Source organism: Methylobacterium sp. R2-1 (assembly GCF_014191355.1).
GTDB lineage: Bacteria > Pseudomonadota > Alphaproteobacteria > Rhizobiales > Beijerinckiaceae > Methylobacterium.
In genome coordinates, this window is the sequence record NZ_JACHWM010000012.1 from 1 (window position 1) to 21,062 (window position 21,062).

Genomic DNA, 21,062 nt, shown 5'->3' on the forward strand with positions numbered 1-21,062 from the left:
TCCACCCACAAGCCCGAAGACCCCCGAGAACCCCGCTCCACCCACTGGTGAGCCGCGGCGCCCCGTCGGTGAAATTGGGTATAGGCAGCCGCGCCGGAGCCGTCAATCGAAAAATCGGAGATAGCCCGAAGAGGGGCGCCACAGGGAAACCTCGTGGAGTGGCATGGCCCTCCACGAGCGACGTGAACTCCTCAGCCACAGGCCGGCTTGTCGGCCGACGGCACATGACCGGTGACGTCGGCGTCGGCGCCTGTCGAAAGCTAGCTCGTGAGCCGGCGCAGTTCGCCGCGGGCGACCCCGACAAGCGTCCGGACGGCAAGGGCCGCGATCACCACAGTGGCGAAGGCGAGCAGCCCCAGGGCCAGAGCGTCGATCGCGACCATGTCTGCGTGCCCGGCGTAACGCAAAGCCGCAACGGAGATGGCGGCAAGGGGAAAGCTCACGGCCCACCACGAGACGCGAAACGGACAGCATCGCGGCAGATCGTGGAGGCGGCCGACGAGCACGACGAGAACGAACAGGCCGATGAGGAACAGTGCTTCCGCGAAGGCATCGATCCGGCCGAGTGTCGCGGTGTAGCTGGAGAATCCGACGGCGAAGGGAGCGACCAGGATCATCAGCGTCGGCCGCTGACCGGCGGGCAGCGGCTCCTCGAAGACGAGGCGGGCGAAGACCAGGGTGAAGAGCGGCACGGCAAAGAAGAGGCCGACACTCAGCGCGAACATCGTCAGCGTCTGCGTGTGAGGCAGGCCGAGCGTCGGGGCGGCGAGCGGGATGTCGAGGAGGCCGACCACCGGCACCATCCAAGCGGGCGTCGCGTGGGCGAGTTGCTGGCGGCTTCCCATCCATCGGCTGACGATGAGGACGGCGAACACCACCATGCCCGCCGCACCGGTCACCCAAGCCGCAGCGCCGAGCATCGGGCTGACACCGCTGAGCACGAAGGGCAGCAGCAGAAGGCTGATGAGGATGGTGCCGAACAGGTTGCCGGCGATCGGATGGCGGAACTCGGCCAGCACCGTCGACCAAGCCGTGACCGCCTTCGCACCATAGGCCAGCGTGAGGACGAGGAACGTGAGAAGCGCGCCCCAGCCGATCGCATCGGCGACGAGGGCAGGCAGGCCGTAGCGCGCACTTGCGAGACGCCACGCGACGCTCAGGCCCGTGAGCCCCATCACGGCGCCGAACAGGGCGACCGGGAGGTACTCGAAGCGCGGCGCGAGGCCAGCGCGAGCCGGCCTCGCCTCCTGCGATACCGCGACCGTCGTCATGATCCCGTCCCTCCCCCGTCCTGCGGCCTCAGACCCCGGACAGATGCGTCTTGGCGAGCGGCAGGCTGCGCACACGCTGACCGGTCAGGGCGGCGACCGCGTTGACGACCGCGGGCGGCACGCCGGGCAGGCCCGGCTCGCCGATGCCGCCCATCGGCGCTCCGCTCTCGACGATGGTGACGTGCACCCGCGGCATCCGCTCACGATCGAGGATCGGATAGGTATCGAAGTTCTTCGCCTGGCGCTGGCCGTTCTCGTAGACCACCTGCTCCAGCAGCGTGGAGGAGAGACCGAGCGCCGCCGCGCTCTCGACCTGGCGCTTGACTATGGCCGGGTTGACCACGCTGCCCGGATCGATGGCGATCCAGAGGTCGTGCACCCGCGCCTCGCCGTCCTTCAGCGACACCTCGGCGATGGTCGCGGTTTCCGAGCCGAAGGGCGAGGCCATCGAGACGCCGCAGGCTCGGCGGGTGCCATCCTCCGCCGCGAACGGACCGCGCCGCCAGCCGCCGGCGAGATCCGCGACCGCCCGGAGCAGCGTCCGGTGGCGCGGGCTGTCCTTCAGCAGCGCCACGCGCAGGTCGAACGGATCATGGCCCCCGGCCGCGGCGATCTCATCGAGAAAGCTCTCGTAGAAGTAGTCGTTCATCGAGTGGCCGACCGAGCGCCAGAAGGCGATCGTGACGGGATGGGCCACCTTCACGTAGTCGAGGCGCCGGTTCGGAATGGCGTAGGGCTTCTTGTCGAGGCCCTCGACCACAGAGGAATCGACCGGCGACTTGAACAGGGCGCCGAACCAGCGGCCGATCGGGCCCTCGCCGACCGCCGTGGTCTGAAGCGCCACCGGCATGCCGTCGGCCCCGAGTGCGGCCTTGAAGCGGGCGAAGCTCAAGGGGCGCACGGCGTCCATGCCGAACTCCTCCTCCCGCGACCACAGCACCCGCACGGGCCGGCCCGTCGCCCGCGCGAGCAGGATCGCCTGCGGGAACGGGTTAGCCGGGCCGTAGTAGAAGTGGCGCCCGAAGAAGCCGCCCAGCATCGGCGAGTGGATGCGCACCTGCTCCGGAGCCAGACCCGCGGTCTTCGCGGCGATGTCCTGGAACAGCTCCGGCATCTGGTTCGGCAGCCAGAGATCGAGGCTGCCATCCGGCGTGAATCGGGCGACCGCCGAGGGCGGTTCGAGCTGCGCATGGGCGAGATAGGGCGCGTCGTACTCCGCCTCGATCACCCGTGCCGCGCCCGCGAAGGCGGCGGCCGGATCCCCCTCCCGCTCGGCCGGAATGCCGGGCTCGTTCGCGCCTTTCAGCGCCGCCAGCATCGCCGACGAGGAGAAGGTTTTCGAGACCGTCGCGATCCCGTCCGGGACCGGCTCCGTCCAGGCGACCTGCAGCGCTTCCGCGCCCTTACGCGCGCGCCACCAGGAATCGGCGACCACCGCCACCGCACCGGGCAGGCGGTGAACCGAGTGGACGCCCGCCATCACCCGCACCTCCGCCTCGTTGGCGATGGCCTGCGGCTCGGCGCCGAGATGGGGCGCATGCTGCACCGCCGCGTGCAGCATGTCCTCAAGGCGGATGTCGATGGTGTAGGTCGTGCGTCCGGTCGCCTTGTCGCGCCTATCGAGCCGGGCCACCGGCCGGCCGATCCAGCGGAAGTCTTTGGGATCTTTCAGCGAAACATCGTCCCGCGGCTGGAGTGCGAGCGCGGCCTCAGCGAGTTCGCCGTAGCCGAGCGTCCGACCGGAGGCGGCGTGGATCACGCGCCCGTCCTCGGTCGTCAGGCTGTCCTGCTTCACGGCGAGCCGGGCGGCCGCCGCGCGCAGCAGCATCTCGCGGGCGGTGGCGCCGAGCCGGCGCATCGCCTCGAAGCTCGATCGGGTCGAGAAGCTGCCACCGGTCATGCGCAGACCGTTGACGACGGCGTAGTCCGGGCCGGGCGGCGCGCATTCGACCGCGAACCGGGCCGGATCGAGGTCGAGTTCCTCGCCGATGGTCTGGGCGAGCCCGGTATTGATGCCCTGGCCGCCTTCCACGAAGGGGCTGAGCAGGCGCACGGAGCTGTCCGGGCGGATCTCGAGGAAGGCGGCGACCCGCGTGCCCGGCTTCGGCGCGACCGCCGCCGGGCCCTCCGCTCGGGTCTGGGCCGCGGCCTCGATCGGCAGGCCGACGCCGAGCAGGAGCGCGCCCGTGGCGACACCCAGGAAGCCGCGGCGCGAGAGGTTTTGCACCGGCTCGGGGTCGTGCCGGGCACCGATGCCGACGCGACGGAGGGGCGTGAGATCGTTCATCCTCGCCTCCCTCAGGCCGCGGCCTGCCGCACGGCGACGGCGATGGCGTTGTAGGTGCCGCAGCGGCACAGGTTGGTCATCGCCGCGGCGATCTCGTCCTCCGAGGGTTTAGGGGTCTCCTTGAGCAGGCCGGTCGCGGCCATGACCTGGCCGGACTGGCAGTAGCCGCATTGCGGCACCTCGATCCCGACCCAGGCCGCGACGACGCGGGCGCCGACCGGGTCCGCCTCGATCGCCTCGATGGTGGTGACACCTTGCGCGCCGATGCTCTCCACCGGCACCTGACAGGAGCGGGTCGCCTGCCCGTCGAGCAGAACCGTGCAGGCCCCGCACTGGCCGATGCCGCAGCCGTACTTGGTGCCGGTGAGTCCGAGCGCGTCGCGCAGGACGAAGAGAAGCGGCGTATCCGGCTCGGCATCGACCTGATGTTGATGACCGTTGATCGTGAGACTCACCATCGACCGATGCCTCCGAGGCTTCGCCTGAGCGTATCCATGGTCATCGATGACCCGGAACGGGGCAACGCCATAAACACAGCATTTTCGGACAGACCGACGAAGTGGCGGTACTCCGCCTTGTCCACGGGGCGGCACGCGCTCGGCGCGACGAACGGCGGCCGAGATGGCGCACCGCCCTCTGTCAGGCCCAGCCCTCCAGCACGATCTTGCCCTTGGCGCGCCCGCTCTCGATCAGTGCGTGGGCACGACGGAGGTTGGCGGCCGAGATCACCCCGAAATGGTCGGCTACCGTCGTCTTCAGCGTGCCCGCATCGACGAGGCGCGACACCTCGTCGAGCAGGTGACCCTGGGCGTCCATGTCGGCGGTGGCGAACATCGAGCGGGTGAACATGAACTCCCAATGCGTCGAGACGCTCTTCTGCTTGAACGGGAGCACGTCGAGGGCGGCGGGATCATCGATCAGCGCGAACCGGCCCTGGGGCGCGATGAGGGCGCCGATCTCCGGCAGGTGCCGGTCGGTGTGCGTGGTCGAGAACACGAAGGCCGGGGCGCCGAGGCCGAGCGCCGCGACTTCCGCCGCGAGCGGCCGGGTGTGATCGACGACGTGATGCGCGCCGAGCGTCCGGCTCCACGCCGCCGTCTCGGGCCGCGAGGCGGTGGCGATTACCGTCAGGTCGGTGAGCTGACGGGCAAGCTGGACGGCGATCGAACCGACACCGCCGGCTCCGCCGACGATCAAGAGAGCGTGCGCCGCCCCCGGCACCGGCTGGCGGACATCGAGCCGGTCGAACAGGGCCTCCCAGGCGGTGATCGCGGTGAGCGGCATCGCCGCGGCCTCGGCGAAGGAGAGAGAGGCGGGCTTGTGGCCGACGATCCGCTCATCGACGCAATGCAGCTCGGCATCGGTGCCGGGCCGGCCGAGGGCGCCGGCATAGAAGACTGCATCCCCGACCTTGAACCGGGTCGCCTCCCCTCCGACCGCCTCGACGATGCCGGCGGCATCGTAGCCCAGAACCTGCGGCTGACCCTCGGGCGGGTTCGCGCGCCTGCGGACCTTGGTATCGACCGGGTTGACCGAGACCGCCCGCACCCGGACCAGAAGGTCGCGCGGCCCCGGCACGGGCTCCGGCAGCGTGAGATCGAGCAGCGCCTGCTCGTCCTCGATGGGCAGGGGTTTGTGGAAGCCGACGGCACGCATGGGGCAAATCCTTCTTGTCGAGACCCGCGTCAGATGCGGGCTTTCACGCGGTTTGAGCTGGTGACGCGGGCGGGCACTGCACTCACGGCGATGCCGAGAACGATGGCCAGCGTGCCGAGGATGAGGTCGGGTCCGGGCGTCTCGTGCAGCGTCACCGTCGCGATCACGAGGCCGGTGACGGGCACCGCGAGCATCAGCGTCGACATCTGGCTCGCCGGCACCCGCTGGCTCGCGGCGTTGACGGCGCAGAAGCCGAAGGCGGTGGCGAGCGGCCCGACGAAGATCAGGCAGGCCCAGAACGTCCCCGTCCCGTCCCCAGTGAGCGGCCCCTCGACCACGCGGGCGAGCGGCAGCAGCACGGCGGCGGCCAGGAGCATCTGCCAGGGCGCGAGCTGCGCAGCGGAGCCCCTCGAGCGCCCATAGCGCAGATGCAGGATGCAGGCGGCCCAGGCGGCGGAGGCTGCGAGCAGCATCGCGTGGGCGCCGAGCACGGCGCCGTCCCGCCAATCGACGGCGTGCGGGTTGAACAGGATCAGCACGCCGAGGGCCGCCAGCCCGATCCCGGTGCCTTGCCAGCGTCCGATCCGCTCGCCGAAGACCAGAGCCGCCACCGGCACGACCCAGATCGGCGTGGTGTAGCTCAGGATCGCCGAGCGTCCGGCCGCCAGATGCGTCATCGCCACGGCGCCGAGCGCCGTGAACAGCATCATCTGCAGAAGGCCGATGGAGGCGATGAAGGGCATGTCGGCACGCTGCGGCCATCGCACTTCACCGCGGGCAGCCTGCCACGCGAACAGGCAGGCCGCGCCCGTGGCGAAGCGCAGGGCCGAGAACCAGAGCGGCGAGATGTGGCCGAGCCCGAGCTTCATCACCGGCCAGTTCGCGCCCCAGAGCAGGATCGCACCGCCAAGCAGAAGCGCCGGTGCCGAGTCTACGGCGCCGCCGCGCCGAAGCACGGGCGAAGTCGGCAGGACATGGCAGGCCGGAGGCGTCGGGACGGCAGGTGAGGCAGACATGGCTGGCCTCTTCGAGGCGGGAGCGAGGAGGAGCTCGGAGCTCGTCCGGCCGGTCGTCGTGACCGGCAAGACGAAGAATGGACCGCAGCGATAAAGTTGGGAAACGCATAGTTCTGATCGATGCGATCAGATTTTCTGCTTGCTGGCGAATATGGGGGCCACGAAGATGCGGCGCCGGCATGAGGCGCGGCGCGGCGCGTCCGCCGCTCTCAGCAACGAAGCGAATGGGCCATGCGTCACCCGGACCTCGAACTCGACCTGCTCCGCGCCTTCGTGGCGGTGGCGGAGACCGGCAGCTTCACGGCCGCGGCGGATGTCGTGCACCGCTCGCAATCCGCGGTGAGTCAGAAGGTGCTGCGTCTGGAGGAGATCCTGGGACGGCGCGTCTTCGACCGGACCAGCCGCACCCTCGGCCTGACTCCGGACGGCGAGCGCCTGCTCGTCGCCGCCCGGCAGATGCTGGAGTTCAACGACAAGCTGATGCGCGAGTGGCGCGAGCCGCCGGCCAGCGGGACGCTGCGGCTCGGCGTGTCCGAGGACTTCATCCCCGGACAGCTCCCGAAACTGCTCGCGCGCTTCGGCCGGCTCTATCCCGGGGTGCATATCGATCTGATGACCGGGCTGAGTTGCACCCTTCTCGAAGCCTACGACGCCAATCGCCTCGACGCGGTGATCGCCAAGCGCAGCGGCACCCATCCGCGCGGCCGGGTGATCTGGCGCGAGCCGCTCGTCTGGCTGGCCTCCGCCGATTACGAACTGGATTTCACGAAGCCTGCCCGGCTGGTGATGCTCGCCCCGCCCTGCAGCTACCGCGAGATGATGATCGCGGCGCTCGACTCGGTGCGCCGGGAGTGGAACGCCGCCTGCACCGCCAGCAGCCTCACCGGGGTGCAGGCGGCGGTGGCCGGCGGCCTCGGCGTGACACTGCTCGGCCGCTCCTTCCTGCAGGAGGGCATGCAGATCCTGCGGGCTCCCGAAATCTGGCCGGCCCTGCCGATGACCGAAGTCATGGTCCTCGGCGAGGAGCGGGCCGCCGACCTCGTTCAGCCGCTCATCACCTTCCTCGGCGAAAGCCTCGCCGGACGCGACGGATTGGACTTCGCGGCGTAACAGTTTGGGGTTCCCAAAGGGCGAGCCGTTTGGCGGGGCGCCGGGGCAGAGCCCCGGCCCTCTTCCAGGGCTCTGCCCTGGATCCGCGAAAGGACTCGTCCTTTCGAAACCTGATTTTTAGGCGGCGCGGTAGCGCGCGGCCGGCACGGCGCTCGACAGGTGCGGCAACATCGTCCGGCGCGCTGCTTCCCAGGCGTCCCACTCGGCCGCATCCTGAAGCGAGGGAATGGTGGCGAACTCGCCCCGATCGAGACCGACGAGCGCCGCATCGACCAGATCCTCGGCCGACATCACCCAATCCTGCGGCAGGTTGCTCACGGGCAGGCCGGCCACGTCCCAAAACTCGGTTCCGGTCGCGCCGGGCAGCACCACCTGCACCGTGACGCCGGTGCCGTCGAGTTCCTTGCGCAGGGAATGGCTGAAGCCGAGGACGAAGGATTTCGAGCCGCCATAGACCCCGTTCAGCACCTCGGGTCCGATGGCGACGATCGAGGCGATGTTGATGATCGTGCCTCTCCCGCGGGCCGTGAAGGCGGGCACCGCGGCGTAGGTCAGGCGCATCGGCGCGGTGACGTTGATGGCGATCATCCGCTCCATCTCGTCCACGGACGCCGCGGCGAGGGGCGCGGCACTGCCGAAGCCGGCATTGTTGACGAGATGCGTGATGCGCGGGTCGCTCTTGAGGATCTCTTCGACCGCGGCGAGGCCCGCGCGGTCGGTCAGGTCGGCCTCGACCCTCCGCACTGCGACGCCGTGGCGGCGGGACAGGTCGTCGGCCACGGCATCGAGCCGCGCCTTGTTGCGCGCGACGAGGATCAGGTCGTGGGAGCGCGCGGCGAAGCGGTCGGCGTAGACGGCGCCGATGCCGGAGGAGGCACCGGTGATCAGCACGGTCCCAGAGGTCGAGGTCATGGTCGTTGTCCTGTCCTGAGGCCAGCCCCGGCGGCCGGAGCTGCGTGGCCGTTGTTGATGTCAGGACCCTATCCCTGGACGTGGATGTCCGAAATGACGTATAAACGTCAAATCAGGACATTGGAGCGTTCGATGCGGCAGGTCGGATTCATCCTGGAGGACGGATTCCAGGTGATGGGGTTGGCCGCCCTGTCGGCCTTCGAGTTCGCCAACGTGCATCTCGGCCGCGAGGCCTACCGGCTGATCGTGATGTCGGAGCGGGGCGGCACCGTCCGCTCCTCGCTCGGCATCGGGATCGAGACCGTGGCACTGGTGCCCCCCCCCGACACGCTGATGGTGGTCGGCGAGTTGCTGCCCCGCCCGCTCTCGCCGCGCCTGCGGGATTACATCGCCGCGGCCGGCCGAGCCTCGCGGCGCGTGGCCGGCCTCTGCACCGGCGCCTTCGCGCTGGCCGAGGCCGGGCTGCTCGACGGGCGGTTGGCGACGACGCACTGGGCCCATGCCCGCGACCTGGAGGAGCGCTTCCCCCTGATCCGCGTCGATGACGACCGCATCTTCGTCGCAGACGGCAATGTCTGGACGTCGGCCGGGATGAGTGCGGCGATCGACCTGACGCTGGCGTTGATCGAGGACGACCACGGCGCCGAGTTGTCGCGCGCCATCGCCCGCAAGCTCGTGGTCTATCACCGGCGCCCCGGCGGCCAGTCACAGTTCTCGGCGCTGCTCGAACTGGAGCCGCGCTCGGACCGGGTCCGCCGCGCCCTCGTCTATGCGAAGGAGCACCTGCGCAACCCGCTGACCGTGGAGGAACTGGCCGAGGCCGCGAGCGTCAGTCCGCGCCAGTTCAGCCGCCTCTTCCGCGAGGAGACCGGGCAATCCCCGGCCAAGGCGGTCGAGCGGCTGCGGCTGGAGGCGGCGAAGGCCATGCTCGAAGAGGGGCGCCACTCCCTGGACGTGGTGGCGCGCGACACGGGCTTCGCTGACCGCGACCGGATGCGCCGTGCCTTCCTGCGCGCCTTCGGCCATCCGCCGCAGAGCCTGCGCCGCAGCTTGCGACTGATCGAGGGGCCGGAAACTTCCGTGGCGTGATCCAGGGCGCGGTCTCGGTTGTCGGGTTCGCGATTCTTTTCCGGCCGGTCCGCGCGAAAATCGTTCTGTCGCTCCCATGCCCCTGGCGAGGGCGGAGGGAAGCCGCCCGTTCAGGGAGATGCGACATGAACAAGGTGATGATCCTCGCGCTCGTCGGCACCGGTCTCCTCGGCGCCGCGCCCTCCGCCTTCGCGCAGGAGAGCGCCCCCCAGCCCGCCAATCAGGAATTCCTCGGCGTCGATCTCGACAATGGTGGCATCTATTACAACGGACGCAATTCCGGCCGGTACTGCCTCTATCGCACGGTCGAGGTGTTCAACCGCTACACCGGCTATGTCGAGGCCCGCCGGGTGCGCCGCTGCGGCCGCGGCCTCTACCTGCCGTAGGGAGGCGCCGCGATGCTGGCCGCCCTCTCGCCGCTCCACCTCGCTGCCCTCGGCCTCATCCTGACGCTGTTTGCCGGGGGCTGAGCCTCGCCACCCTCTCTTGCCGGAGGCGCGTGACGGTCCTCGTCGGCCACGCAGCAGGGCAAACGAGGCGACATTGTTTCCCAGCCACCGAGCGACTACCCCTGGGCGGCGTCCGACCGCGGACGCGCCCCGCTCCAAGGATGACAGCCTCGGTCCGCGAACCGAGAGGAGGACGATCCGCATGCCGAGACAGGCCCCGGTCTTCGCCGCGCGCAGAGCCTTTCACAGACGCTTCCGTCGAGCTGCGCTCCTCTTGGCAACCTGCCTCACCCTCGCCGCACCGGCCCAGGCTGTGCCCGAGGCGGCCCCCTTCGCCGACAACGCCGACTCGGTCGCGGTGGTGATCGGCAACCGAAGCTACAAGCAGACGGTGCCGGTCGATTACGCCCATAACGACGCGGAGGCGATCCGCGCCTACCTGACAGAGCGTTTGGGCTACCGTGACAGCAACGTCTTCATCCTGAAGGACGCGACCCTCAACGAGTTCAACCAAGTCTTCGGCACCGAGCGCAATCCGCAGTCAGGCCGGCTTTGGCGTAGCGCGCGCGAGGGCCGCTCGAACGTGTTCGTGTACTATTCCGGCCATGGCGTGCCGGATCTGACCACGCGGCAACCCTTTCTGCTGCCCGAGGACGGCAACCCGAACCAGGGTGAGAGCGGCTATTCCCTCGAGACCCTCTACCGCAACCTCGACCTCGTGAAGCGCAAGATCGGGCCCGAGCGCCAGCTTGTGGTGATGGTCGATGCCTGCTTCACCGGCGAGACAGGGCGCAAGGGCGAGAGCCTGCTCGCGGTCTCGGCACCCGGCTTCGCCCCGGCGCGGCCCAAGGCGGAGGGCGGGATCGTGCGCCTCGTCGCCACCTCGGGCGCGATGCCCGCGAACTGGGACGAACCGAACAAGCTCGGGCTTCTGACGAGCCGCTTCCTGATGGGCGTTTCGGGCCTTGCCGACTCGAAGGATCAACAGGGCGACGGCGACGGGCTGATCCAGTGGCCGGAGCTGAAGGACTACCTGCGCCGCGAGGTCGAGGAAGCGGCGCGGCGCGCCTCGGGCCGCGAGCAGGTGCCGGAGATCGACGACGCGCCGATCGTGGTCAAGGCCTCTCTGCCCGTGGCGGCGGTGGCCGGCGGCGCCGCCGCGATCCGCGACGAGGCGGCATGGCGCCGGGCGGAAAGCCTCGGCACGCGCGAGGCTTTCGAGGCTTATGTCGGCACCTGCGGCGAGGCGTGCGCCTACCGCTCCCAGGCGATGGACCGCCTGCTCGCCGGCCGCAAGCGCGACGCGGCGGCAATCGACCAGGAGAACTGGGCGAAGTTCGGCGGAGAGCGGCAATACCAGGCCTATCTCGATTCCTGCGGCGAGACTTGCGCCTATCGCAGTCTCGCGGAGGGCTACCTCGGCGGCGCGAATCCGAGCACTGATCCGCGGGTGAAGCGCTGCGACGAACTCGCCGCCGGCACCGACGATCCCGACCGGCCGAACGGCGTGCCGGGGGTGAAACTCGGGCGGATCGAGGCGTCCGCAGCCATCGAGGCCTGCCGCGGCGCCTTCGCCGCCTATCCGCAACTGCGCCGCCTCGCCTACCAGCTCGGCCGCGCCTACGACCGGGCCGACCGCTATAAGGAGGCGTTTTCGGCTTACGACCGGGCCGCCAAGGCCGGCAGCGTCTCGGCGATGAACAACCTCGCCACGCTCTACGAGAACGGCCAGGGCGTGAGGCGCGCGCAAGCGGAAGCCTTCCGGCTCTACCGGCAGGCGGGCGAGGGCGGCAACGTTGTGGCGCTCGCCAACGCCGCGCGGATGCTGGAATATGGCAACGGCATCCCGAAGGACGAGGCCGGGGCGGTGGCGCTCTACAAGCGCGCGGTCGCGGGCGGCGACGTCGCCTCGATCTCGAAGCTGGTGCCGCACTACGCCACCGGCGCCTACGGCTTTCCGAAGGATCTGCGCCAGGGCTTCGACCTGTTCCGGCAGGCGGCCGACAAGGGCGATCCCGTTGCCATGGCGACGATGGCGACGCTGATCGACAACGGCTTCGGCCGCTACTTTCCGGGCGTGAGCTCCGCCGACATGGTGCTGCGGGCTCTGAAGCGGGGCGAACTCGGTGCGGCCTCGGTCTCGGCCACCGACACGGCGGCGCAGAAGCTGAAGCCGGAGACGATCCGCACCGTTCAGCGCGCGGTCAAGGAGGCGGATTACTACTCGGGTGCCCTCGACGGCCGCTTCAATCCGGTCTTCGTCCGCGCTCTCGATCAGTACGCCCGGGCGAACGAGGCGGAATGAGGCTTCTCCTCGCAGCCCTCCTGCTTCTCCCCGCGGCCGCCCGCGCCGATCCCGGCACCGCCGCGCTCAGCCCCTTCCTCGATGCGGTGGCGGCCTGCGCCGGGCGGGCCGACCTGACGCTGGCCGTGGTCGGCGTCGAGCCGGGCCAGACCGCGCTCTCACGCGAGCAGGCCGAAGAGGTGCGCCTCGCCGTCGAGAGCCGACTCCAGGCAACAAACCGCGTGCGGCTCGCCGCCGCCGCCGACGTCGTCCGGATCAAGGCCCTGCGCGAGGGCACCACCGGATTGTCGGGGGCGGAGGCCGAGGCTCAGATCCGCGCGGCCTTCTCGGGGGACGCCAGCGTGTTCCTGGTAGAACCGCGCCGGGCCGGCGAGACCGCGGCCCTGCGGCTCCAGGCGATCACCCGGAACGCCACGTGCAAGGCCACGAGCGAGCCCGTGATCCTGCCGATCCGCGTCGGGGCCGGCGTCGCCGACATCGACGCGGTGATGGAGGGCGCAGTGAAGGCCTTCGCGGGGGCCGCGCCGAATGCGGGCGCGGTCGAAGTCTGTCCCTTCGTGGCGGAGGGCGGCCACTCGACCTGCGCCGGCGCGCTCACCGACCGGCTCGTCATCGCGCTCGACGCCGAGGCGCGCTCGGCCAACCGCATCCTGAAGGGCGCACGCCTCGACGTGCGCCGCCGACCGCCCGGCACGGCCTGCGCCGGCGCGGTCACGGCGCGCGGACGCTTCCTCTCCGATCAGAACCGGCAATCCTGGATGGAGCTGGAGTTCCAGCGCGACGGCGCGGTGCTGGCCCCAACGGGGCGGCGGCGGATCGGGATCGAGGGTCTCGGCTGCGATCCGACGCCGCGGCCCTTCCTCGACCATCTGGCGGCCACTGCCCGCACCGATGCCGGGCGCCTCACGGTCGCAGCCAGCGCCACGCCCTTCGCCGCTGGACAGCGGGTGGAGATGCGCATCGAGGCGCGCGCCCGGCAAAACCTCTATTGCTGGGTCGTTGCACCCGACGAGACTGCCTTCGTCGCCCTGCCGGTGCGCGGCAACGCCGCCTCGGCAGCGCCGCTCAAGCCCGGTGAGGCAAAACGCTACCCGCGCGGCTACGGCCTCGACGAGATCGTGGCCGGCGAGCCGTTCGAGAACCTGTTCGCCTGCTTCGGCGTCGAGGGCGGTCTGCCGCCGGAACTCGCCGAGCGCTGGCTCGCGGCAGCGCCGGGCACGGACGGCGAGGCCAAGTTGCTGCAGCCCTCCGATGTGCTCGACCTCCTCGAGAAAATCCGGGCGACGCCCGGCGTGACCGAGGCAACGGCGCGGATCGTGGTGCGGTGAGGCGCTCTCGGGCCCAATGATGGGCCGGACGTTCATCGAGCGGCGGCATCGATGTCCCGGTCGCCGTGCAGTGACGGCAGGCCCGCGACGTCATCCCCGATCGGCCTCTGTCCGGTCCATGGAGCGGGTGTGCCGCGCGCCCGCTCGGCACCGGAGGGTGACGGATGGCCGGGCTCGGGATAACCATACGGCGAATCGAAGAGTCGCAAGGGGTTGCGCGGAGCCCCGGCACCGGGAGGCGTATGACCGGCGGATATGACGAGCGTTGCGCGGCTGATCTGGCCGCCGTCTGCGACGGCCGCGACCTCTCCCGCGAGGACCGCGCCTGGCTTACCCGGGTCGTTACCGGGGCCGTGCGCCCGAACCGCGACAAGCCGCTCTGGGACCTCGCCCACGCTCTCGCCACCCTGGCCCGGGCAACTGACGCCCGGAACGGGCGCGACCTCGTCACGCTAGCGCTTGATCCAGGCCTCGCGACCGCCAGAGCCGTGGAGGCGCGCTTCTCGGGAGGCGCCGCCGCCGATGCCCGCGGCCCGGTGCTCGGCGAGGCATGGCGCACGAGCTGGGCCGGCCTCGCACGACTGCTCGCGCTGGCCGAGTTCGTGCTGACGGCGGAGGATCTGGCGCAGTTCGCCGCCGTCACGGGCTGGCTCGACGACCTTGCCGCCGCGCCCGATGCCGAGGGCGCCGCCTTCCTGGCAAAGCGTCTCGCCCGCCATCTCTCCGCCTACCGCAACGTCCACTTGCCGCTGGCGCCGCTGGAGCGCCGCTTCCGCGCGATTCTCGGCTTCCTGGCCGGCCGCAAGGCCTTCACCGACGACGACATCCTGGCCTTCTGGCGCACCGAAATGGAGGTGGGCGAGCGGCCGGGCTTCCGGACGGTCGCCGAGCATTTCGTGACCTTCGAGGCGGGCGCGCACCTGGTGGGCGGCCTGGAGGGGCTGTCCGCCCCCGTCTCCCTCGACGCGCATGCGGGTTGGGAAGAGCGGCTCGACGCGGCGCTCGGCGATCTCGCCACCTCGGAGCCCGCGGAAACTCTGGCAGCCCTGCTGGCCGACTGGCCGGACGGCCCGAAGATTCTCACCGGGGCCGAGCGCGAGGATCTGACCGATTTCCTGCGCCTGGAGCCGTTCCACCGCACCCGCCCGCTGACGACTTTGCGGGCCGCGAGCTTCGGGCGGGTCCAGTCGGGCCTCGCCAATCGCCTGCGCCGAGGCGGCGGCGGCGGCGAGGTCGCCGAACGGGCGACCTGCGCCGAGGCCGAGAGCTACGCCGCGCTCCAGGAGCGGGCCGGTGCCCTTGCGGCTCATCTCGCGCGGATGCTGCGCATCGCGGCGGCCCTGCGCATCGCCGAGCGTGACGGGCTCACGCCGGAGGCACGCGCCGCGCTGGAGGCGGCAGAGGCGGACCTGCGCCGGGTGCGCCGGTCCGGCTTCGAGGACCGCCCCACCGTTGCAGCCGGCTTCGCGGCCGTCGAGGCGGCGCTTCTGCGCCTTGCGGAGGAGGCGGACCGGCTGAAACGCGCACTCGCGACGCTCGCCCGGCAGCGCCCGCTCGACGCGACCTTCTCGGCGGATCGGTCCGTGTTCGCGGCGGCTTTCACGGCGGCCTATGCCGGGGAGGCCGCGGCGTGAGCGACGATGCCCGACTGCTTGCCGAACTCCACGCTGCCCGTGCCCTGATGCGGACGCAACATGCCGCTCTCCGGCCGGGCCAACCCGCCCGGCCAAGCCACGCCGCCCTTTGGGCGCACGCCAACCGGGAGCCGGGCGGCCCGGTCGATCTCGCCGTGGTCCGGGCGATCCACTCCGATCCCGAAGCCGCCCGGCGCTACCGCACGCTGCTCGGCGCGCAGGCTTTGGCCCACGCTCCCCTCGCCGCCGCGGCCTCCGACGGGGCGCTGATGCGGCGCCGGGTCGGCCCCTTCGAATTGGAGATCCTGGAGGGCGCGCCCCCGCTCCTGATCCTGCGGGGGCCGGTGGAACGGATGCCGCGGCTGATCGAGGCGTGGCTCGGCGACGAGACGGTGCGGCTCGATCTCGGCACGCCGGTCGACGGCGCGATCCTGCTCGCTCTCGATCCGGCTGTGGCCGAGGCCGACCGGATCGGCCACATGCTGCGTGATCCGGCCTGCGCAGTGTTCCTGTTGTGAGAGGGCGGGTCGCGCCCCGGCGGATCGCGTTGGATAAGAGATTGGGCAAGGGATCGAGCATGAGCTTGGCATGACCGGGCCCGCTATCCTCGTCGTGATCCCGACGACAAGGGGCCCGCTCCGCCTGCGATCGCTGAGCCCACGCCCCGGCCTACCGGCGCCAGCCGCCTTCGCCGACGGCGACTACCGCCCGTTGCCCTGGTCGGCCGACTATGCCCGGCTCTGCGCACCGGGCGGGCCCGTCGCCGGGCTCGGCGGCGACGCGGGGGGGCCGCACGAACTGCGCCTCTCGGGCTCCTTCGATGCCGGCCGCTCCTGGGAGGTACCGGTCTGTCTTGCCCACGGCCTTGCCGCGCGCAGCCACCGCTTCACCGCGGAGCCGGCGCAGGCCGATCTGATCCTCTGGGCGACCGGCGCGGTCGATCGCGATCTTGCGGTGCTGCCTGGCGACTACGCCCTCCTCGACAAGATCGAGCGCTCCCGCGCCCTGCTCGCCGAGGCGCCGAATGTGCCGCTCGCGGTTCTGCTGCCGGCCGGGCCGGAGCGGGGTGCAGCCGAGGCGGCCTTCCGCGCCTTCGGACGGAAAGAGGCGCCCCACATCCTACCGGGCGGGACCGTAGAAGCGGCCCTGGAGGCGCTGACCCGGCCGAGAGACAGGGACCCGCCCGAGCCGCGGCGACGTCTAGGGCGCCTCGCCCTGCCGGCGGGCGCCGCCGCGGCGGCGGGCCTCGTCGCGGTCGTCACGTTCATCGCCCTCGGTGCCCGACACGCTCCGGTCACCAACTCGGCAACCGATCCGGCCACCGGTACCGCTTCGGCCGAACTCGCGCGCAGCGCCGAGACCATACCACCCTCCCCGTCCGCGCTCGAAAAACCCGCCGCGGGGGACAGACCGGCCACAATCCGCGTCGAGGAATTGCGGGCGCCGCCCGGCTCGTCCTGCCGCCGTGTTGCCTTCGGCGCCGACCTGCCGGAGCGGCGCCTCGTCACGCCGGAGAGCGGCGGCCGCCTCACCCCGACCCGGCTCGTGCCCGAACTCTGCGGGCTCGCCATCGCGGCGGCGCCGGGCCTGCAGCTCGAGATCGGGCCGGAGTTGCGCGCCGCCACCCTGCCCCCGGTCAGGCTCGCTGACGGGGCACAGGGTTTCTTCCTGCGCGAGGGCAGCCGGCAGAACCTCGTCTACGCGGTCCAAGCACGGCCGGAGGCGGGAGCGGCTCCGCCGAGCGAACGGCTCGTCCACGCCCTGACGCGCTGATGGGCATGCAGTCCGCATCTTATGATTTTTGACCCAGCCGTCCGGGCCAGGCATACGACCCTGACGGAGAGGAGGGAGACGATGACCCCGATTCGCCGGAGACGCCGGCCCACCTCGGCCGCCGCCTGCCTGCTGCTTGCCCTGTGCGCGGCTGATCCCGCGTTTGCACAGAGCGTCGGCTTCGACCCCGCCGATTACGGCCGGGCGCAGCTCCCCTTACGCCAGACGACCGGCGACGCGGCGGCCTATGTCGATCAGAACAAGGGCGCCTTCGAGCCGATCAGTGAACTCGACCCGAAGGACGGGCTCGCCGCGCTGGCCCGCCCGATCGGCCGCGTCGACATCGTTTTGCGGAACGCCCAGACCGGCCAGCAGGTCGGCGCCTCCTGCACCGGAGCGCTGCTGCCCGGCGACTACGTGCTGACCAACCACCATTGCCTGCCGCAATCGGGCGACCTCACCCCGGTCAAGGCGTCGATCCTGATGGATTACCTGACGCTGGACGGCAAAGGCTCGCGCCGCTTCGAGATCGACCCGAAGCCGGTCGAGCACGACGCCCGCCTCGACTACGCGCTGGCCCGCGTCGCCGGGAATCCGAGTGCCACCTACGGTGCCGTCCGGCTCTCGGGCGAGACTGTGTCCGGCAACCGCTCGATGCTCGTCATCCATCATCCCCTCGGGCGCCCGAAGGTGATGAGCCGCTTCCGCTGCTTCGCAATGAAGGATCAGGCGGAGGGGCCGGACCTGCGCCACCGCTGCGACACGCTCGGCGGCTCGTCCGGCTCGCTGATGTTCGACGCTTCCGTCGCCGGCATCGCCCTTCACAAGGAGGGCGGCCTCGACCCGAAGGACCCGTCGAGCTTCAACAAAGCCACGCGTCTCTCGGCCATCCTCGGACGCAGCCGCATCCTGTCCGGGATCGCCGCTGCCCAGGCCCGCCCGGTCGCCGCCGCAGCGCCGGCCGGAGATGTGCCGGACAAGGCCGGCGCGGCACCCTCCAGACCGGCGGCCGGCCCGCCCGCGGACAGGCCGCTCGACCCCGCGAGCATGAACGCGATCCTGCGCGGACGCTGAACGACTTTTTTCGTGAGCAAGCGGCGAAAGCCGTTCTGCGCGGTCCAGGGATGAGTGGGACGGGGCCGCGGCAAGGCCCGCGAGCAAGGCCATGAGACGGAGACGAAAGCCATGGGGGCATTCGGGGGAGTACGCGAGCGGACGGCGCGCAGCCGGGAAGGCACCGCCAGCGGGACCGCGGCGGCCCGGCATCCGCGCTTTGGCCTGATGCTGGTGGCAGGCATCGTCCTCGCCCTCGCGCCCGCCCGCGCCAACCCGCTCACCGAGGTGCCGGGCGCGCGGACGCCCGCCGCCGAAGCAGACGCACCCCCGGCCCGCGACGAGGCCACCGAGCGGGCGGAGGCCGGGGCCGTGAACCCCTCGGCCAACGCGATCATCCGTTCGCTCGCCCCCTTCGCCGACGGCAATCCGGGCCGCCCCGCCGCGCCGGTCGCGGTCTCCCCCGGCGACGGCGGCCCGAGCCTGCGGGTCGATCCCGCCCGTTCGGTCGATCTGACCGTGTTCTTCGCTTACGACAGCGCCCGGCTGACGCCGGAGGCGCGCATCCAGCTCGAACCGCTGGGGAAGGCTCTGCAGGCCCGCGAGTTGGCCAGCCACGGCTTCCTCATCGCGGGGCACACCGATGCCGCGGGCGGGCTCGGCTACAACCGGCGCCTGTCGCTCGCCCGCGCCCGCGCGGTGAAGGCCCATCTCGTCGAGACCTACGACATCGATCCGCGCCGCCTGCGCATCCACGGCTGGGGACCGGTCCGCCCCAAGGACCCGTCCCAGCCCTTCGCGCGAATCAACCGTCGGGTCGAGGTGAGCCTGATCGCACCCGCCCCGAGCGGAGCCCTCCGCTTCGTGCTGCCGGCCTCCGAACGGACTTGCACGGCCGACGCCCTCGGCGATCCCCGCCGCCACGCCCCGCTCGATCTCGACGATTTCGGCGCGACGCCGACACCGCTGCCCTGCGCCGAATGACGCCAGCGACATCACCGCCGGCACACGACCCAGCCCACAGGATGATTCCAATGCTGCGCACCCGCACCCGAACGCTCGCCGCACTCGCCCTGATCGGCGGCGCGCTCCTCGGCCTCGCCACACAAGCGCAGGCCCAGGGCCGGCCCAACATCGTCGTGATGGGCGAGGATGCCGACGAGGATTCCGTACCCCGCGGCAACCGCATCTTTCAGCGCGTCATCGCTGAACTCTCCGAGACGATGAACCTGCGCGGCTACAACGTCTACGACGAGACCGCGGTGGCGATGGGGATCACCCAGGCCAACCGGGTTCGCCGCCGCGACGCGGAGCTGATCGAGGTCGCCCGCGCAGTCCAGAACCCGCCGCTCGACGTGGTGGCGGTGTTTCAGGTCTACGCCTCGGCGTCGAAATCGGCCTATTCCGACATCGTGCGGCCGGAAGTGCGCATCCCGGGCCGGCTCCTCAACGTGCGCACCGGGCAATCGCTCGGCGCCTTCGAGGTGGCGGGATTGCAGCTCCCGCCCCTGCCCCAGGGCTGCGACCGGGAATGCCTGCTCGAACGGGTCGGCGCCGAGGCGAAGAGCATCGCCACCGACGTGGCGAGCGCGCTCACGGCCAAGCTCGACGGCGTGGTCGCTCCCCGCCGCGCCGCCGATGCCGGCGCAGCCCCGAACGCGCTTCCGAACGCCCTTCCCGGCGCCGAGCCTCCGCTCGCAGCGGTGGCCGGCGGTGAATCCTGCGGCGGCCTGCCCACGGCCTATGTCGTGCGGCTCAATGGCTTCTCGCCACAGGAGGTGCAGGCGGCGGAGGAGTACATGGCAGCCTTCCGCTGCTACGAGCACCACCGCCCTGTGCGCTCGGGCGGTGCCACCGCCGAGTACTGGTACGAGACGCGCTCCGATTCAGCGCGGCTCGGCCGTAACCTGCGCCTGATGCTCGAGCACATGAGCGCCCCGGGGCAGGTCCAGTTCTCCGGCAATACCTTCGTCGTCAGCCGCGTCGCCACCCGCTGATGCCATCCCGGACTTCCAAGGGAGCCCGCGACGCCCTTCCGCACGCAGCCTTCGGAGTGACACCATGAGCGATCGCAACTCGCTGGGCCGCCTGCTCGCCCGCATCGTTCCGGGCCGGTGGGCCCTGTGCGGCCTGCTCGCCGGGCTGATCGCCGCACTGACAGCCTCGTCGGCGCCGGTCTTCGCGGCCGAGCCCGTCTTCCCGCCCGCCGGCTCGCTCGGCCTCGCGCCGCCGCCCGGCATGAAGCCGGCCGCGAGTTTCGCGGGTTTCGAGCACCGCTCCGGCGCCTCGATCGTCCTTGTCGAGATGCCGCCGGAGGCCTGGGACCAGATCAATGGGAAATTCACTCCCGAGGCCCTGGCGCCGACCGGCTTCCGGGTGAAGGGCGGGGTTGAGCCGCTGAGCACGGCGGGTGGCGAGGGGTTCGTCCTTCGCGGGACGCAGGGCGCCAACGGTCTTACCTATACCAAGTGGGTCGCCGTGGTGCGCGGCGCCTCCGGCACCGGCCTCGTGACCGTCCAAGTGCCGGAGACGGCGGCCAAGCAGGTGCCGGCTCCCACGGTCGAGGCGGCCCTTCGGACGATCGCGTTCCGGCCCAAGGCGAGCCTCGCCGATCAGGTCGCTGCCCTGCCCTACACCGTGGGCGATTCCGCCGGCTTCCGCCCGATGGGGGTGTTCGCCGGCAACGGCCTGCTCCTGACCGAGGGGCCGAAGGATGTCGATCCCGAGCGCGAGCAACCGGTGGTCATCGTCACACCGTCGCTCGGACAGTCACCAGTGCCGTCGGGGGCGGAAATCGCCTTCGCCCGCCGAATCTTCACGGCACAGAAGGACTTGAAGGACGTCGCGGTCACCGACGAGGAGCGCAGCACCCGAGGCGACGCCGTGGTGGTCCGCCTGCGCGGCACCGGCATCGACACCAAAACCGGACGCACGCTCGGCTTGACCCAGACGATGGTGTTCGACGGCGGACGTTACGTGCGGGTGATCGGCTTCGCCGATGCCGGACGTGCCGACGCGCTGGCCCGGGCCGAGCGCGTCGCCGCCTCGGTCACCATGCGCTGAGCCGGCGTGACCCGGTCGTCCAGCCTCGCCGTCAGCGGCGTCTGGCGCTAGCCCGCCACGTCCCCCCGCGTCGAGGCAGGCATCCTGCGCGAGGACATCCCAAAGGTGCCAGCCAG

The 21,062-nt window shown here is 71.2% G+C and carries 18 protein-coding genes; 12 read left to right on the forward strand and 6 right to left on the reverse strand.

What is annotated here, in order from left to right; all coding sequences use genetic code 11:
• Window positions 1-260: 260 nt before the first annotated feature.
• From FHU13_RS16890 to FHU13_RS16910, 5 genes are all read right to left on the reverse strand, one after another.
• Window positions 261-1,271 (reverse strand): SLAC1 anion channel family protein, encoded by a 1,011-nt coding sequence (locus FHU13_RS16890; protein WP_183437023.1) that lies wholly within the window; start codon window positions 1,269-1,271, stop codon window positions 261-263.
• 28 nt (window positions 1,272-1,299) lie between these two features.
• The gene (locus tag FHU13_RS16895; protein WP_183437024.1) at window positions 1,300-3,558 is read right to left on the reverse strand and encodes a xanthine dehydrogenase family protein molybdopterin-binding subunit; all 2,259 of its coding nucleotides are present in this window, start codon (window positions 3,556-3,558) and stop codon (window positions 1,300-1,302) included.
• A gap of 11 nt (window positions 3,559-3,569) precedes the next feature.
• Entirely contained in the window at window positions 3,570-4,016 is a 447-nt protein-coding gene (locus FHU13_RS16900) for a (2Fe-2S)-binding protein (RefSeq protein ID WP_183437025.1), read from the reverse strand.
• Window positions 4,017-4,197: 181 nt separating this feature from the next.
• On the reverse strand, window positions 4,198-5,214 hold the full coding sequence (locus tag FHU13_RS16905; RefSeq protein WP_183437026.1) for a zinc-binding alcohol dehydrogenase family protein: 1,017 nt from the start codon (window positions 5,212-5,214) through the stop codon (window positions 4,198-4,200).
• Window positions 5,215-5,243: 29 nt separating this feature from the next.
• Window positions 5,244-6,230: a DMT family transporter gene (locus FHU13_RS16910; RefSeq protein WP_183437027.1), complete on the reverse strand. Its 987-nt coding sequence runs from the start codon at window positions 6,228-6,230 to the stop codon at window positions 5,244-5,246.
• 231 nt (window positions 6,231-6,461) lie between these two features.
• On the opposite strand from FHU13_RS16910, the gene FHU13_RS16915 reads away from it, so the two are divergent.
• A complete protein-coding gene (locus tag FHU13_RS16915; protein WP_183437028.1) occupies window positions 6,462-7,340 on the forward strand; it encodes a LysR substrate-binding domain-containing protein in 879 nt (292 codons plus the stop codon).
• A 117-nt stretch (window positions 7,341-7,457) separates the two neighbouring features.
• Here the strand turns inward: FHU13_RS16915 and FHU13_RS16920 are convergent, their stop codons facing one another.
• Complete coding sequence (locus FHU13_RS16920; protein ID WP_183437029.1) at window positions 7,458-8,252, reverse strand: SDR family NAD(P)-dependent oxidoreductase; 795 nt, start codon at window positions 8,250-8,252, stop codon at window positions 7,458-7,460.
• A 132-nt stretch (window positions 8,253-8,384) separates the two neighbouring features.
• Here FHU13_RS16920 and FHU13_RS16925 point away from each other — a divergent pair, with 132 nt between their 5' ends.
• The 11 genes from FHU13_RS16925 (at window position 8,385) to FHU13_RS16975 (ending at window position 20,946) form a co-directional block, all read left to right on the forward strand.
• The gene (locus tag FHU13_RS16925; protein ID WP_183437030.1) at window positions 8,385-9,341 is read left to right on the forward strand and encodes a GlxA family transcriptional regulator; all 957 of its coding nucleotides are present in this window, start codon (window positions 8,385-8,387) and stop codon (window positions 9,339-9,341) included.
• A gap of 125 nt (window positions 9,342-9,466) precedes the next feature.
• Window positions 9,467-9,727: a hypothetical protein gene (locus tag FHU13_RS16930; protein WP_183437031.1), complete on the forward strand. Its 261-nt coding sequence runs from the start codon at window positions 9,467-9,469 to the stop codon at window positions 9,725-9,727.
• A gap of 265 nt (window positions 9,728-9,992) precedes the next feature.
• Window positions 9,993-12,095 (forward strand): caspase family protein, encoded by a 2,103-nt coding sequence (locus FHU13_RS16935; RefSeq protein WP_183437032.1) that lies wholly within the window; start codon window positions 9,993-9,995, stop codon window positions 12,093-12,095.
• Complete coding sequence (locus FHU13_RS16940; protein WP_183437033.1) at window positions 12,092-13,423, forward strand: hypothetical protein; 1,332 nt, start codon at window positions 12,092-12,094, stop codon at window positions 13,421-13,423. The genes FHU13_RS16935 and FHU13_RS16940 overlap by 4 nt, the downstream gene beginning before the upstream one ends.
• A 242-nt stretch (window positions 13,424-13,665) precedes the next feature.
• The gene (locus FHU13_RS16945) at window positions 13,666-15,057 is read left to right on the forward strand and encodes a hypothetical protein (RefSeq protein WP_183437034.1); all 1,392 of its coding nucleotides are present in this window, start codon (window positions 13,666-13,668) and stop codon (window positions 15,055-15,057) included.
• Window positions 15,054-15,575, forward strand: coding sequence for a hypothetical protein (locus tag FHU13_RS16950; protein ID WP_183437035.1), 522 nt, complete (start codon window positions 15,054-15,056; stop codon window positions 15,573-15,575). Before FHU13_RS16945 ends, FHU13_RS16950 begins: the two co-directional genes overlap by 4 nt.
• 70 nt (window positions 15,576-15,645) lie before the next feature.
• Entirely contained in the window at window positions 15,646-16,830 is a 1,185-nt protein-coding gene (locus FHU13_RS16955) for a hypothetical protein (RefSeq protein ID WP_183437036.1), read from the forward strand.
• 81 nt (window positions 16,831-16,911) lie between these two features.
• Complete coding sequence (locus tag FHU13_RS16960) at window positions 16,912-17,904, forward strand: trypsin-like serine peptidase (protein WP_183437037.1); 993 nt, start codon at window positions 16,912-16,914, stop codon at window positions 17,902-17,904.
• Between the two features lie 111 nt (window positions 17,905-18,015).
• Window positions 18,016-18,867 (forward strand): OmpA family protein, encoded by an 852-nt coding sequence (locus tag FHU13_RS16965; protein ID WP_183437038.1) that lies wholly within the window; start codon window positions 18,016-18,018, stop codon window positions 18,865-18,867.
• Between the two features lie 50 nt (window positions 18,868-18,917).
• Window positions 18,918-19,880: a hypothetical protein gene (locus tag FHU13_RS16970; protein WP_246714718.1), complete on the forward strand. Its 963-nt coding sequence runs from the start codon at window positions 18,918-18,920 to the stop codon at window positions 19,878-19,880.
• Between the two features lie 64 nt (window positions 19,881-19,944).
• The gene (locus tag FHU13_RS16975; RefSeq protein ID WP_183437040.1) at window positions 19,945-20,946 is read left to right on the forward strand and encodes a hypothetical protein; all 1,002 of its coding nucleotides are present in this window, start codon (window positions 19,945-19,947) and stop codon (window positions 20,944-20,946) included.
• The last annotated feature ends 116 nt before the right edge of the window (window positions 20,947-21,062 follow it).

Excerpts from the sequence above, each read along its gene's own strand:
- FHU13_RS16915 (WP_183437028.1), top strand. The coding sequence starts at position 6,462 with ATGCGTCACCCGGACCTCGAACTCGACCTGCTCCGCGCCTTCGTGGCG.
- FHU13_RS16935 (WP_183437032.1), top strand. The coding sequence starts at position 9,993 with ATGCCGAGACAGGCCCCGGTCTTCGCCGCGCGCAGAGCCTTTCACAGA.
- FHU13_RS16960 (WP_183437037.1), top strand. The coding sequence starts at position 16,912 with ATGACCCCGATTCGCCGGAGACGCCGGCCCACCTCGGCCGCCGCCTGC.
- FHU13_RS16975 (WP_183437040.1), top strand. The coding sequence starts at position 19,945 with ATGAGCGATCGCAACTCGCTGGGCCGCCTGCTCGCCCGCATCGTTCCG.
- FHU13_RS16900 (WP_183437025.1), bottom strand. The coding sequence starts at position 4,016 with ATGGTGAGTCTCACGATCAACGGTCATCAACATCAGGTCGATGCCGAG.
- FHU13_RS16970 (WP_246714718.1), top strand. The coding sequence starts at position 18,918 with ATGCTGCGCACCCGCACCCGAACGCTCGCCGCACTCGCCCTGATCGGC.
- FHU13_RS16940 (WP_183437033.1), top strand. The coding sequence starts at position 12,092 with ATGAGGCTTCTCCTCGCAGCCCTCCTGCTTCTCCCCGCGGCCGCCCGC.
- FHU13_RS16920 (WP_183437029.1), bottom strand. The coding sequence starts at position 8,252 with ATGACCTCGACCTCTGGGACCGTGCTGATCACCGGTGCCTCCTCCGGC.
- FHU13_RS16890 (WP_183437023.1), bottom strand. The coding sequence starts at position 1,271 with ATGACGACGGTCGCGGTATCGCAGGAGGCGAGGCCGGCTCGCGCTGGC.
- FHU13_RS16955 (WP_183437036.1), top strand. The coding sequence starts at position 15,646 with ATGACCGGGCCCGCTATCCTCGTCGTGATCCCGACGACAAGGGGCCCG.
- FHU13_RS16895 (WP_183437024.1), bottom strand. The coding sequence starts at position 3,558 with ATGAACGATCTCACGCCCCTCCGTCGCGTCGGCATCGGTGCCCGGCAC.
- FHU13_RS16965 (WP_183437038.1), top strand. The coding sequence starts at position 18,016 with ATGGGGGCATTCGGGGGAGTACGCGAGCGGACGGCGCGCAGCCGGGAA.
- FHU13_RS16910 (WP_183437027.1), bottom strand. The coding sequence starts at position 6,230 with ATGTCTGCCTCACCTGCCGTCCCGACGCCTCCGGCCTGCCATGTCCTG.
- FHU13_RS16930 (WP_183437031.1), top strand. The coding sequence starts at position 9,467 with ATGAACAAGGTGATGATCCTCGCGCTCGTCGGCACCGGTCTCCTCGGC.
- FHU13_RS16905 (WP_183437026.1), bottom strand. The coding sequence starts at position 5,214 with ATGCGTGCCGTCGGCTTCCACAAACCCCTGCCCATCGAGGACGAGCAG.
- FHU13_RS16945 (WP_183437034.1), top strand. The coding sequence starts at position 13,666 with ATGACCGGCGGATATGACGAGCGTTGCGCGGCTGATCTGGCCGCCGTC.
- FHU13_RS16925 (WP_183437030.1), top strand. The coding sequence starts at position 8,385 with ATGCGGCAGGTCGGATTCATCCTGGAGGACGGATTCCAGGTGATGGGG.